12 protein-coding genes and 1 pseudogene are annotated in these 13,303 nt (G+C 62.9%); 9 read left to right on the forward strand and 4 right to left on the reverse strand.

Annotated elements, in window-relative coordinates:
- A pseudogene (locus Q4P21_RS14020) lies at positions 1-206 on the forward strand (hypothetical protein); the annotation flags it as partial.
- Here Q4P21_RS14020 and Q4P21_RS14025 read toward each other — a convergent pair.
- The gene (locus Q4P21_RS14025; RefSeq protein WP_207346066.1) at positions 196-714 is read right to left on the reverse strand and encodes a DinB family protein; all 519 of its coding nucleotides are present in this window, start codon (positions 712-714) and stop codon (positions 196-198) included. The pseudogene Q4P21_RS14020 and the gene Q4P21_RS14025 overlap by 11 nt on opposite strands.
- A 38-nt stretch (positions 715-752) precedes the next feature.
- Positions 753-3,386 (reverse strand): DNA topoisomerase (ATP-hydrolyzing) subunit A, encoded by a 2,634-nt coding sequence (locus tag Q4P21_RS14030; protein ID WP_303389362.1) that lies wholly within the window; start codon positions 3,384-3,386, stop codon positions 753-755.
- Positions 3,387-3,471: 85 nt separating this feature from the next.
- Here Q4P21_RS14030 and Q4P21_RS14035 point away from each other — a divergent pair, with 85 nt between their 5' ends.
- The 3 genes from Q4P21_RS14035 (at position 3,472) to Q4P21_RS14045 (ending at position 8,138) form a co-directional block, all read left to right on the forward strand.
- Positions 3,472-6,147, forward strand: coding sequence for a bifunctional GNAT family N-acetyltransferase/acetate--CoA ligase family protein (locus Q4P21_RS14035; RefSeq protein ID WP_303389363.1), 2,676 nt, complete (start codon positions 3,472-3,474; stop codon positions 6,145-6,147).
- Positions 6,148-6,220: 73 nt separating this feature from the next.
- Positions 6,221-6,901 carry a DUF5998 family protein gene (locus tag Q4P21_RS14040; RefSeq protein ID WP_303389364.1) on the forward strand — a complete coding sequence of 227 codons (681 nt, stop codon included), beginning with the start codon at positions 6,221-6,223 and terminating at the stop codon, positions 6,899-6,901.
- A gap of 4 nt (positions 6,902-6,905) precedes the next feature.
- Positions 6,906-8,138 carry an alkaline phosphatase family protein gene (locus Q4P21_RS14045; RefSeq protein ID WP_303389365.1) on the forward strand — a complete coding sequence of 411 codons (1,233 nt, stop codon included), beginning with the start codon at positions 6,906-6,908 and terminating at the stop codon, positions 8,136-8,138.
- A 50-nt stretch (positions 8,139-8,188) separates the two neighbouring features.
- Here Q4P21_RS14045 and sepH read toward each other — a convergent pair whose 3' ends face one another.
- Positions 8,189-9,520 carry a septation protein SepH gene (sepH, locus tag Q4P21_RS14050; protein WP_303389366.1) on the reverse strand — a complete coding sequence of 444 codons (1,332 nt, stop codon included), beginning with the start codon at positions 9,518-9,520 and terminating at the stop codon, positions 8,189-8,191.
- A 231-nt stretch (positions 9,521-9,751) separates the two neighbouring features.
- On the opposite strand from sepH, the gene Q4P21_RS14055 reads away from it, so the two are divergent.
- Positions 9,752-10,021, forward strand: a complete 270-nt coding sequence (locus Q4P21_RS14055) for a DUF4193 family protein (protein ID WP_303389372.1) — start codon at positions 9,752-9,754, stop codon at positions 10,019-10,021.
- 33 nt (positions 10,022-10,054) lie between these two features.
- Here Q4P21_RS14055 and Q4P21_RS14060 read toward each other — a convergent pair whose 3' ends face one another.
- Positions 10,055-10,555: a DUF3093 domain-containing protein gene (locus tag Q4P21_RS14060; RefSeq protein WP_303389367.1), complete on the reverse strand. Its 501-nt coding sequence runs from the start codon at positions 10,553-10,555 to the stop codon at positions 10,055-10,057.
- Between the two features lie 96 nt (positions 10,556-10,651).
- Between Q4P21_RS14060 and dut the strand changes: the two genes are divergently transcribed.
- The 4 genes from dut (at position 10,652) to Q4P21_RS14080 (ending at position 13,081) form a co-directional block, all read left to right on the forward strand.
- On the forward strand, positions 10,652-11,185 hold the full coding sequence (dut, locus tag Q4P21_RS14065; RefSeq protein WP_303389368.1) for a dUTP diphosphatase: 534 nt from the start codon (positions 10,652-10,654) through the stop codon (positions 11,183-11,185).
- 52 nt (positions 11,186-11,237) lie between these two features.
- Complete coding sequence (locus tag Q4P21_RS14070) at positions 11,238-12,029, forward strand: DUF3710 domain-containing protein (protein WP_303389369.1); 792 nt, start codon at positions 11,238-11,240, stop codon at positions 12,027-12,029.
- A 74-nt stretch (positions 12,030-12,103) separates the two neighbouring features.
- Positions 12,104-12,370 carry a hypothetical protein gene (locus Q4P21_RS14075; protein WP_303389370.1) on the forward strand — a complete coding sequence of 89 codons (267 nt, stop codon included), beginning with the start codon at positions 12,104-12,106 and terminating at the stop codon, positions 12,368-12,370.
- Positions 12,371-13,081: a DUF3159 domain-containing protein gene (locus Q4P21_RS14080; protein ID WP_303389371.1), complete on the forward strand. Its 711-nt coding sequence runs from the start codon at positions 12,371-12,373 to the stop codon at positions 13,079-13,081.
- Positions 13,082-13,303 lie beyond the last annotated feature (222 nt).

Consider the following 13,303-nt stretch of genomic DNA (forward strand, 5'->3'; position numbering starts at 1 on the left):
TCCCCACACCCCAACGGACGATATTTTCGGTTAGGCGATCACTGACTGATGCCGAACGCTTCACCAAAGCGGGCCGAAAGCAAGGCTACACAGCGCTGCTGGGTGATCATCGCAGGGATTGGTGCCGTTGCGGCGTCACACAGGCCCTGCTGGCCTATGCCATGGCCCGGTGCACGGAGGACGGCGTTGAGCTGGTCAGCCGTTGACATCGTGCAAGTGGTGGACGATGTCGTGCAGGAAATACCCGGCCAGGGTCACCACCGTAAATTCGGCGCCATTGCTGCGTAGCCCGCGCCGTCCCCAATCCGCTTCGTCGACGGCACCGAAAGCGGCTGCCGCATCCAAGCCGTTTTGCACCAGTTCGCTGGCAACATCATCAGGATCGAGAGTCGAATAGCAGCCGTCAAGGGCTGCCTGGTCCTGGTCCCAGTCGGCGAAGGTGGGGTTCTCTTCCCGGAGCATGAGCTCAAGGCGTGCGGTGAACAGTTCGAAGACGTCACTGGCATGGGCGCCATATTCCAGCACAGACCACGTGTCCGGGTTTGAGCGTTCCTCAACGTTGGCCCCCCGCAGCGCGTTCTGCCACCGCGGGAGCAGTGCGGGGATCATGGTTGCCGCAGTGGACGGTGTGGCTTCGGAGGCATCGAAGCCGCACTCAGGGCACACACGCTGCAAAACCCAGGTCCAGTCTTTTTCATCGGGAGTGATAGCCATGGGGCCAGTCTATGCGTAGGCCCCGCAACAGCCCATGCCTATTCCAATGGCAGCTCGAAAGCCTCTTGTGTACTGCCGGGGATGGGCTGTGCGTCACGGGTGGGGGCCGCCGGGACCTTCGGCGCCACCACCGGGGCGGCAGGTAGATCAGGGGTATGGGCGCCGTTAGCCAAGCTGTGCCCAATCAGGCTGGGCCCGATCAGGTCGATGGCTGCGCTGAGCGCCACGCCCGAGCCGTCGCGGTGGCCATGCTCCACCGGCAGCGCTCGGGCGACGCCGGAACCGGTGGAAGCCTTGGCCGGACCATGGCCAGCCCAGGACGCCAGCAGCCTGTCCTCGCCTTTGAGGAAGCGGTGCGCCCGCACCCCTGCCGTGGCGCGTCCCTTGGCCGGGTAATCTGAGAATGCGGTCACCTTGGCCGAGCCCGACGGCGTGCCCGGCAGCGCGTCCTGGCCACCGGCCACCGTGACCACCACCGCCTCGGAATCGGTCGGGGAGACCACGCCAAAGGACAGCACCGCGTCTCCGACAGAGAGCTTGATTCCGGCCATGCCGCCGGCCGTGCGACCCTGCGGGCGAACCGTGGCGGCACTGTAGCGCAGTAATTGGGCGCCGCGGGTGATGAACACGAGGTCGTCGTCGTCCGTGGCAACGCCAGCACCCACCACAAAGTCCTTGGGTTTGAGGGAAATGTACTCCCAGTCGTCGCGGTTCAGCGGATAGTCGGGGGTGACCCGTTTGACCACCCCTGCAGCGGTGCCAACGGCGAAGACGCTGTTCAGCGGAACGAATCCAACCAGGGTCTCTCCCTTCGTCAGCGTGATGAAGTCCTTGGCCGCCACACCCCCGGCCAGGTTCGGCAGGGAGTTGGTCGGAGGCAGCACAGGCATGTCCACCACTTGCAGGCGAAGCATGCGACCCAGCGACGTCAGCGCACCAATCTCGGCCCTCGCGGTGGACTTCAGCACTGAGGTGAAGACGTCGTGCTTGCTGCGGCCCCCTGAATCCAAGAGTGGATCAGCCGTAGTTGTCCGGGCTATCTGCCCCGTGGCGCTGAGCAGCACCCAGCAGGGATCGTCGGCAATTTCAAGGGCCAGCGGAGCAATCTTGGCGGCCTTGCCCGTGCCGCCGGCAGCCAGCGCCTTCGCCACGGACGGGGCCATGGCCTCGGATTCAAGCAGCACGGTGCGGCGCGGGGTGGCGTATTTGGCGGACACTTCACCCAACTCGTCGGTGACGAGTTGGTGCAGCAGTTCCTTGGAAGCCAAAATAGCCTGCAGGGCTTCAATTTCACGGCGCAGCTGGTCACGCTCGGCCTCCAGCTCCACCATGGAGAAGCGGGTGAGCTGGCGCAAACGCAGGGCCAGGATATAGTCCGCCTGTATTTCAGACAGGTCATAAATGGCCATGAGGCGCTCACGGGCTGCCGCCACCTGATCCGAGGTGCGGATGATCTGGATGACCTCGTCAATGTCCAAGATGGCGATGAGCAGGCCCTCCACCAGGTGCAGGCGGTCGAGCTTCTTGGCGAGGCGGAACGTGGTGCGGCGGCGCACCACGTCAATGCGGTGCGTGACAAACACCTGTAGCAGCGGCAACAGGCCAAGGGTTTGCGGCTGGCCCTCAACGAGGCAGACGTTGTTGATCCCGAAGGACTCCTCCAGCGGCGTGTAGCGGTACAACTGCTCCATGACGGCGGCCGGGTTGAAACCGTTCTTGATCTCCAGCACCAGCCGCAGCCCATGCTTGCGGTCTGAAAGGTCAATGAAGTCGGCGATGCCCACCAGCTTCTTGTTATTGACCGCGTCCTTGACTTTCTCCTTCACCTTTTCCGGGCCCACCAGGTAGGGCAGTTCGGTGACAACAAGGCCCGTGCGGCGCGCGGAAATTTGTTCAACAGCCATTTTGGCCCGGGTCTTGAACGAGCCGCGGCCGGTGGCGTAGGCGTCGCGGATGCCTTGTAGACCCACAATTCGCCCGCCCGAGGGCAGGTCGGGGCCGGGCACGTACGCCATGATGTCTTCGAGGGTCGCATCGGGGTTGGCGATCAAGTGTTGGGCGGCAGCAATCACTTCGCCAAGGTTGTGCGGGGCCATGTTGGTGGCCATGCCCACGGCAATGCCGCTGGCTCCGTTGACCAGCAGGTTCGGGTAGGCCGCGGGCAGCACGGAGGGCTGTGTCCACTCGTTGTCGTAGGTGGGCACAAAGTCCACCACGTCCTCATCCAGGTTTCCCGTCAGCTCCAGTGCGGCGGCGGCCAGACGGGCCTCGGTGTAGCGGGGGGCGGCGGGGCCGTCGTCGAGCGAGCCGAAGTTGCCGTGCCCGTCAACGAGAGGCAGACGCAGGGAAAAGTCCTGGGCCATGCGCACCATGGTGTCGTAGATGGCCGTGTCCCCGTGCGGGTGCAGCTTGCCCATGACCTCGCCCACCACGCGGGCACTTTTGACGTGGCCCTTGTCCGGGCGCAGGCCCATGTCCGTCATCATGTACAGGATGCGCCGCTGGACAGGCTTGAGCCCGTCACGGGCGTCGGGCAGCGCCCTGGAGTAGATCACCGAGTAGGCGTACTCCAGGAATGAGCCCTCCATTTCAGTTGAAACATCAATGTCAACGATGTTTTCCTTGAAATCCTTGGGGAGGGTGCCGTCTGCTGGGCGTTGGCGCTTGGCCATGATGGCGGTGGTTCCTTTTCTGCCTAGGGGTGTTGCGTCTCTGACATAGACGCCTAAAACGAGATCATGTCGGTACAGTGATTCTATGGTGAAGCCAGAGCTCGCGCCCGAATATCCGGCCCATTGGGAAGCCGATGTTGTTCTCCGTGATGGAAGCACGGGCCATTTGCGGCCCATGACCGCCGCCGATGCCCCCGCCGTGCAGGCATTTCACATGGCGCAGTCGCAAAATTCCATCTATTTGCGCTTCTTTACGTACAAGTCCAAGCTTACGGACAAGGAACTGCGCCGCTTCACTGAGCTTGACTACCACGACCGTGTGGCATTTGTCATAACCCGCGGCGACGGGATTATTGGGATCGGGCGCTACGACCGGCTCGATGACCCCTCCGACGCCGAGGTGGCCTTCAACGTTTCCGATGCCCACCAGGGCCGCGGCGTGGGGTCGATTCTGCTTGAACACTTGGCTGTGGCTGCGCGGGAGAACGGGATCAGCAAGTTCTCCGCGGAGGTCCTGCCGGAAAACCGCAAGATGATCCAGGTTTTCTCTGAGGCCGGCTATGAAGTCAAGCGGCATTTTGACGATGGCGTGGTTTCGCTCCACTTTGACATCGACCCCACGGAGAAGTCCCGCGCCGTCATGGAATCCCGCGAGCACCGGGCCGAGGCGCTCAGCCTCGCCGGGCTGTTGGCGCCGGCCTCCGTGGCCGTGATTGGGGCCAGCCGGGAGTGGGGGAGCGTGGGCCAGCAACTGCTTGAACACGTTGTTGAGGGGAACTTCACCGGCGCCATTTACGCCGTCAACCCTGATGCCCTGGAGGTCTCCGGCATGATGCCGTACTCCAGGATCGGCGAGGTTCCCGGGCCTGTGGACCTGGCCGTCATCGCTGTGCCCTATGGTCAGGTTCAGACTGTGGTGGAGCAGTGTGGGCAGGCCGGCGTGAAGAGCCTTGTTGTGGCCACCGCAGGTTTCGCGGACGACGGCGAACGCGGGCTTGCGCGCCAGCGCGCCCTGGTGCGCCTAGCCAGGGCAAACGGCATGCGGGTGGTGGGACCGGCTTCGCTCGGGGTAGCCAACACCGACCCGGCCGTGTCGCTGAATGCGTCGATGGCCCCGGCCCTGCCGTTGCGGGGAGGGCTGGGGATCTTCAGCCAGTCCGCAGCACTGGGCGCTTCCTTGTTCGCGTCCCTGAGCCGGCGTGACGTGGGCATGTCCACCGTGCTCTCGGCCGGAAACCGGGCCGACGTGTCAGGCAATGACATGATGCAGTTTTGGGAGGATGACCCGAACACGGCAGCGTGCGGACTGTACCTGGAGTCCATTGGCAACCCGCGTAAATTTTCGCGCATTTCCCGGCGCCTGGCCCGAAGCAAACCTGTCATTGTGGCCAAATCGGATTCCATTGGCCTGCGCCTTCCACCCGGACACGCAGTGCGCACCACCCAAGCCCCTGTCGGTGCGCTGGACGCCATGCTGCGCCAGTCGGGCGTCGTGCGGGTGAATACGATCGAAGAACTCTCCGACGTGGCCCAGATTGTGGTGGGGCAGCCGCTGCCCAAGGGGCCGGGCCTTGCCATTGTTGGCAACTCCGCGGCGCTGGGCACGGTGGTGGCCGACGCCACCGAGCAGCACGGGCTTACGGTGGCGGCCGTCGAGTCGAGCCTGGTGCTGGATGTGGGGCAGTCCAAAGCCTTGCCGCTGCTGAAGCGCACGGTGCTCGATGTACTGGCACGTGACGGCGTGGACTCGGCCATTGTGACGCTTTTGCCCGTTGTGGGACTGACTGTGGACGTGATTGCCGCAACGCTGCAGGAGTGCTCAGAGGAGTCCGGGAAGCCCGTCATCGCCGCGCTGACCGGCAACATTGACCGCCGTATTCACGTGAACCGGCAAATGGCGCAGTCGCTGCCAGCGTTCTCCAGCCCCGGCGCGGCCATTGCTGCGTTGGCGGCTGTGACGCGCTACGCGCACTGGCTGACACTTGAATCACCCGTTTTTGATGTACTGGAGGGGGTTGATCCGCGCGGCGCTGAAGCCCTTCTGGATGGATGGCTGGCTGATGTGACCGGGGACGGACTTCTCACCTTGGATGCTGGGCAGGCGGCGGAACTCCTGCGCCACTACGGCATTGAAGTGCTCGAATCGTCGCCGTTCAAAACCGAGGACCAGGCCGTGGCCGCAGCGCAGCGGCTGGGTTGGCCGGTCGCCATCAAGACGATTGACCCTTCGCTGCGCCACCGCATGGATTTGGGCGGTGTGCGGATCAACATTGAAAATGCTGAGTCGCTGCGGCGCAACATTGTCCGGATGCGCAACTTCCTGAAACCATATGGGGACAAGGACTTGGAGGTGCAGTCGATGGCCGAAGTAGGCCAGTCGTGCACCTTGCGGGCCATCGAAGACCCGTTGTTGGGGCCGGTGGTGTCCTTCGGGCTGACCGGGGACGCAGTGAACCTGCTAGACGACTGGGCACACAGGGTGCCGCCGTTGTCGGTCGCAGACACGGCGGACCTCATCCGTTCACCGCGGGCAGCCGTGAAGCTGTTCGGCTATGAAGGCCTGCCTGCCGGAAATGTGAAGGCACTGGAGGATTTGGTGGCCCGGGTGGCGATGCTCAAGGATGAACACCCTGAAGTGGCCTTCATTGAATTCAAACCCATTCTCGTTGGACCCACGGCCGTGACTGTCTTGTCCGTCGATGTGAGAATCGGCAACCCGGCCCAGCGCACCGACAGTGCACGGAGGGCCATGATTTTCTAGCAGGGCGACTCCACGGGGCGGCTCGTGGTGTTGCCAGTTCGCAACGCCGTCGGCAAAGTGCGAAAATGGGACAATGAACAGCTTCGGCGCGGGCGCCCCCGCCAATACCAAGGGTCGCGATTTGGAAGCCGCACTTCAGCGGTCAGGTTTTTACCCCCGGCTCGTTGCAGACGTGGTCAACGATGCCCTTGACGGCCAGGAAAGCCTTGCGCACCTGGTGCATCTGGAAACCCACTTTGACCGCACCGAGGTGCACCGGCACATTACCGTGTTGGTGCTGACCACGGACATGCTGGTCATCACCCACGTTGACGACCACCAGTTGGATGAGTCGGGTGAGCAGATGGTGGCCCAGGTATCCACTGAATCAGTGCCCGTCGCCCAGATCAACTCCGTGGTGCTCAGCTACATCTACGCCCAGCCACAGGACTACAAGCCCTCGGATCCGGCACGCGAGCTCACCTTGGCCATCGCCTGGTCTGGCGGACAGCGGGTGGAGATGGGTCCGGCGTCGTGCGGGGATCCCGCCTGCGACGCCGACCACGGCTACTCGGGAACCATCGTCCAGGAGGACATTGCGCTGCGCATCAGTGCCGAGGCCGAGGGCCTGCAGGCCGTGGCTGACGCGAAGGCCTTCGCCCGCGCTTTGCGTGCCGTGAACACCGGCGCCGGTGCGCCCAGCCACCTGGAACCCGGGAACACCAGGTTCCCCGCCTTTGGTGCGCGCCTGGGCCGTTCCCATTACCGTCGCTGACACCGTGAATGCCACCGACGAGCTGACTCACGTGCAGCCCCCACTGCCCGCCGCGCCCGCCTACGGGAAGGCGAGCATTGGCGATGTGCTCAGCAGTGCCGCTGCCGTGCTGGGTGGGGATTCTTTTGAGAATGTGCTGAAGCTGCCAGCCGCGACGCGGATCTGCGTCGTTCTTGTCGACGGTTTGGGCAAGTCCTTGTTGAAGGAGAAGTCCGGACATGCACCGTTCTTGCGGGGCGTCTTGGCGGAAGACACCGGGGGGGCACATCCGCGAACCCTGCAAGCTGCGTTTCCCAGCACGACCGCCACCTCGCTGACGTCGTTGGGCACGGGAGCAGTTCCAGGGCACCACGGCATGGTGGGCTACGACGTGCTCGACCCGAGTCAGGACAAGGTGGTGAACCTACTCGGAAATTGGGACGCCGGCGTGGATCCGCTGCGGTGGCAACCCTGCCCCACCATCTTTGAACAACTTTCCGCTTCGGTGCCCTGCACCACGGTGAGCCTGCCGCGCTTTGCCGATTCGCCCATGACCCGCGCGGCACTCAGGGGCAGCGAATTCCGTGGCGCCACCTCGATGCACGCCCGGGTGGAGGAAGCCGTCAATGCGCTTGCTGCGACGCCGCGGGCGCTCGTGTACCTGTACTGGGGGGAACTGGACAAGGCCGGCCACGCGCACGGCGCAGATTCGGCGCAGTGGGAACGGCAGCTGGAAGAGCTCGACGCCGGCATGAAGCGTCTCGCTGCGACGGCACCGGCCGGGACGCTGATTCTCTTGACAGCCGACCACGGCATGGTGGATGTGCCGCGTTCGGCCCGGATCGACTTTTCGGTCTACCCGGAGCTGATGGACGGTGTCCGGCATACGGCGGGGGAGCCGCGGATGGTGCACTTGTACCTGGAACCGGGGACCACAGAGGAAGCCCGCGGCCGCCTCATGGGGGCGTGGCTGGAGCGTTTCGGTAGGAAGGCCTGGGTTTTGACCAGGGAGCAGGCTGTCGAGGCAGGCTACTTTGGCGAGGTATCCGACGCTGTCAGTGCCCGCATTGGTGATGTTTTGGTTTTGGCCAGGGAGCCGATCGCATTTTACGACCTGCAACGGGTGCGGGCCCAGGCCATGGAAGTGGTGGGCCAGCATGGATCCATCACGAAGGCCGAGCGTGAGGTGCCGTTGCTGCGCATTCCCGTGACACCGAAGAAGCCGGGGAATGCAAGGAAGGGCGCCAAGCGCCGCTAGGCTCCAGGAGGTCCCAGGCATCGGGATGCCTGGGACCGGATTTCCCGGCTTCAGTCGCCCTTGGTGCCGAACACTATCTCGTCCCAGCTCGGGACGCTGGAGCGCTTGGGTTTCGTGGAGGCCTTGCGCTCCAGACGTGTCGTCACATCACTGTCGCTGGCGCCACTTTCTTCCGGCACGTGGGTCTGGGGCTCACTGCTGGTGGATGGTTCCCGAGAGACCACAACTTCCCTCGTTTCGCTGCTGACCTCGGCAACACTGCCAACGCTGTTCGAGCCTTGGGCGTCGTGTTCGGATAGGCATGGCGCCAGTTTCAGGAACGGGATGGAACGGAGCCTGTCCCTGGGGCTTACCGCAGCGGCGGGTGCTTCCTCGATCGGATTGGCCTCAGGCGCGTCCGCTTCCGGCTGACTTTCACCAGCCTTGATTCCATAGAATTCTTCATCACGAGGGTGGGCGCCCGGAACGGAACTGCCGAGCATGGCGGCCAGTTCGTCGTCGCCCGCTTCATTCACGCCGAGGCGGACACCGCGGCGGGAGCGCAGCATCTCAAGGAGCCCGTGGCTGTGGCTGTCCTCGTCCGACTCCGGTACGGCTTCTGCGGGAGTTGCGTCTGTGTCTGTGGCCCCCTCTACGGAAAGTTCCGTCTCAAGGTCGGAGGATTCGGCGTCGGCCTCCACGTCAAAGGGCTTGTCGACGACTGCGCTCAGGCGACGTGCCGAAATGGGGCTGTCGAGCGGCTCAAGTTCACTCAGTTGCTGTGCCCAGCGGTTGGCGTTGTGCAGTGCCTTGCGTGCGGCATGGTAGCGCCACAGGGCCGGGGGTGCCTCTCCAATACTCGTGGCGGCGCGTTCGGTGCTGGGCTCAAAGTTGGCGCTGATGGTCCAGTCGCCTGCTTTGTCGCGCCAGGCATCCCAGCGTAGTGACTTCGGGTCGATGCCAAAAGCCGCCAGCCGGTGCCGGACCATTTCATCAAGGGATGCCGGGCTCTCGCCAAAGGCAGCCTTGTAGCCGTCGTTGTGCGCGGTGGGAGCGGCAACCTCGACGGCGCGCGCCTGACCGGCGATGTATTCACGTTCGGCCAGTACGGGTCCCTCGTAGCGTCGCACCTGCTCCAGCGACAGCCCTGATTGTTCAGAGACTTCCGCTGCAGTGGCTCCAGCACGGATCAATGCCTGGATTTCCCGTGGCCTCATACGCGTGCCTGGCTGTTGCGGCATGTTGGGCAAACGGTGGTGCGTTTTGCCTACTGCTGTGCGCAGCGCCTCGTCCAAGGGAAGTAGGTAGATGTCCCCATCGGGACCACTGAGCAGCAGGTGTCCGCCGTCGTCGTGGACACCCACCAGCCGCAGATCAGCCATGTCGTCCTCCCAAAAAGTCATTATTGTACACTTCGAAACTTTGCCATTGATGCGCCAAATTACCTACTACCGCGCTAGGCGTGGCGTGAGTTTGCTTTGTCAACGAGCGCGAAACGCAGGGCAGCCGGACCTCAAGGCACTTAAGCCTGCTGCGAACTAACGCCCCGACTGCTCATCGTTCACTGTTTTACATTTTATGGTGTTGGCAGCATTTGTATACTGCCGCCCCGCGGTGATTCTAAGGAAGTAATGATGAGAACCGGTTACCACCAGCCACGAGTGGCCCAACAACCGGCTGGTCCCAGCCCCGTAATGAACGCTGTGATCGATTTGGCTGAGACCGATCTGGCAGAGAATTTTGAACTTCCCGGCAATGATGTTCCTGCGGAGGAATTGGCCTTGGAGATCATGGCCGAACAGGCGGATGAGTTCACTTGCGGCTCGTGTTTCCTGGTGCGGCATCGATCACAGCTTGCTCGGGAAATGAATGGCTTGAAGTACTGCAGGGACTGCGAGGGGTAAAAGGGTGGTTACCTCGACTCGGAGTCCAGGGGCTCAGTTGTCGGGGTTCGAGGCTGCCGGTCCGGTGCCGCGCAAGGCTGCGGCAAGATGCTCGGGGTTGCGTGAGGATGCCAGCCAGTACGGCGTCCGATCTGTGGGATCAGTAATTTCCATCTTCACAACCGGCTTGATCCACCCGCGAATGCACAGGTAGGCAAGACCGTTGAGCTTGGTGCCGCGCTGATCGGTGGCGTCCTGGCCGTGGTAGGCCGTCACTTCACCAACAAATTGGCGCTCAATCTGGGCCCGGCCCACCCGTAACGTCTCGGGGGTCACTTCAATGGTGGGGGTGGAAGCGATCAGCAGCGCGGCCTGGCCGATCAGCAGGACGAAAAACGCGATGTATCCCGCCGCCGGGCTGATCGGGATGAAAATCAGGATGCCAGCTGCGGAGAGTCCCACGACAATCACCCAGCCCCAAAATCCGGGCCAGAGTTTCTCCGTGTAGTTAGCCGTTGAGGGGGACGTTGCGCTCTGCGGCGAAGGTGATGACATGGCTATAGCTTTTCACCTTTCCGGCAGTAAATCACGTTGGCCGCTGCCGAGGCCAAGACAGGCGCCGCGCGGCGGTTCGCGATAGAGTGGGCTGTTGTGACCGAACAGACTTCTCCCGCCAACAATGCCTCCGACGACGCGCGCCCCACTCTGAGCGTGCAGTTGTGCATGCTCGACGACGGGATCGAGCCTCCCAGCTATGCCCACCCCGGTGACGCCGGCGCTGACCTGCGGACCCGGATCGACGTGGTGTTGGCCCCCGGTGAGCGGACCCTGGTCCCCACAGGTGTCAGCATTGCGCTACCGTTCGGCTTTGTTGCGCTGATCCACCCGCGTTCGGGTTTGGCCACGAAGCAGGGGCTGACCATTGTCAACAGCCCGGGTACCGTGGACGCCGGCTACCGCGGTGAATTGTCGGTGACGTTGCTGAACACTGACTCCCGCCATTCGATCTCACTGACCAGGGGCGATAGAATTGCACAAATGGTGATCCAGCGCGTGGAAATGGCTGAGTTCATAGAGGTCAATGAGCTGCCAGCCTCGGTACGCGGTACCGGCGGATTCGGATCAACTGGCGGTTTTTCCCAGACACCCCAGGGCGAAGTCCCGCAAGCGTCCAGCAACGGCTGAGTAGCCGCCCTCATTATCTCGAGTTCCATCTTCTACAAGGAGTCTTAATCCCATGGCTTTTGGGTTCGGTAAGAAAAACAAGAACAGCTCGGACGAGTTGGTCGATTCCAACTCCGCTGCCGTCGATCCAGACGACGCCGGGACCTCACCTGAAGGTTCGGGCCCTGCGATGCTGGACCTTCCCCCGGATCCGTCCGACACCGCCTATGACCGTGCCGTGCACGGCCCGTTGGATGACTCCGAGATTGAGAACACCGACGGCTACGTGGATTTGGGAGCACTTCTGATCACCCCTCGAGAGGGACTGTCGCTGCGTCTGGAGGTCGAGGAAAGCACGTCACGCGTCATCGCGGTAACGCTGGACTTGAACGGTTCCAGCCTGCAATTGCAAGCCTTTGCGTCCTCACGTTCGGAAGAGCTGTGGCGCGACATCCGCGAGCAGCTGGGCCTGTCCGTCGGCTCGCAGGGTGGGGAGATCGAAATCCTTGACGGTGTATTCGGCAAGGAAGTACTGGCCAAGGTTCCCGCAGAGGCGAGTGACGGAAGCAAGGGTTTCCGGGTTGCCCGATTCCTTGGCGTCGACGGTCCCCGCTGGTTCCTGCGCGGCGTGTTGGGCGGCGATGCAGCGATTGACAGTGAAGCTGCGAAGGAACTTGAAGACTTGTTCCGTGGAGTGGTTGTGGTCCGTGGCGAGACCCCTTTGCCTCCGCGTGACCTGTTGCTGTTGCGCCTGCCCAAGGACGCTGCCACAGCTGCCGAAGCGGCCATGCCCGGCGGCGAAGTTGCCCCCTCTCAGGGTGGGGAACCCCTTCAGCGCGGGCCCGAAATCACAGCGATCGGCTGACGTTGACACCCACGCAACAACGCGGTTGGTCCGACCCTGGTGCCATTTGCGATTTGCCGCTCCGGGGCCGTGCAGTGTGCAAAGGGGTCATTGACGCCGTCACCATCCTGCCGGAGTCGAGCGCACCCGCCTACACAGCGATCGTCACTGACCGGGAATCCCATCGTGGCGCCGTGGACGGCAAGAACCACCGCCTGCGCCTGGTGTGGATAGGACGACGGCGTGTGCCCGGCATTGTGGCAGGCACGCGTTTGCGGGTGGAGGGTATGGTTTCACTTCGTGACGGCCTGCCCACCATGTACAACCCCCGCTACGAAATCATTGGAACCCAGGAGAGCTAGTTGAGCCAGCAGAGTCCCGAAGAGAACCCGCCAGCGCAAAAGCCCACCGGTGGTTTCGCTGAGATTGCCCATGAAATGGCGTCCAAGAATCCGTTGGTGCGTAAGGAGAACGGCCAAATCGACTTGCTGGCCGCTGCTGGGGGAGTGCGTGGCATTGCCGAAAGCGTGCTGCCCGGGCTGATCTTCCTGGTTGTTTTCACGCTCACCCGGAATCTGACCGCCGCCCTCGTTGGATCAGTGGCCATGGCGGTTGTGTTCCTCGTCGCACGACTGATCCAGCGAACGCCGTTGACGCAGGCGCTGGCCGGAATTGCCGGCGTCGCGCTTTCCGCTTTCCTGGCCATGAAGACCGGCAAAGCCGAGAATTACTACCTGATTGGCTTCCTGACCAATGGCGGTTACATTCTCGCCATGGTCATTTCCATCGCGGTGCGGTGGCCGGTGTTGGGCCTGCTGTTTGGCTATGCCCGCAACGAAGGCGTGCGTTGGCGGGACAAACCGGAACGGCTCCGCGCCTACAATGTTGCGACCTGGATCGTGGTGGCAGTCATGGCCGCCCGTCTGGTGGTGCAGCTGCCGCTGTATCTGACCGAACAGGTTGACGCTTTGGGGGCAATGCGCCTGATCATGGGCGTTCCGCTCTACGCGTTTGGTCTCTGGATCGCCTGGCTTGTCAGCCGCCCAGTCAGCGAGAAGCTGCCGGCGGACTAGCACTGGTATATAAACGAAGTGAGGGGGCGGTTTCTGCAATTGCAGAAACCGTCCCCTCACTTTAATCTCCTTATTGCCGCGATTACGCTCGATTTGCATGCAGTTGAAACGTTCCAGGGCCTGGCGTATTTCCCCTGCTCAACTGAGCGCGTTTGCCAGTGGTTATTTTTTGTGGTGGTTGGTGTAGTTGATGAGGATTTGTTCTAGTGGGCTGGTGTTTTG

Source organism: Arthrobacter sp., from assembly GCF_030540645.1.
Classification (GTDB): Bacteria; Actinomycetota; Actinomycetes; order Actinomycetales; family Micrococcaceae; genus Specibacter.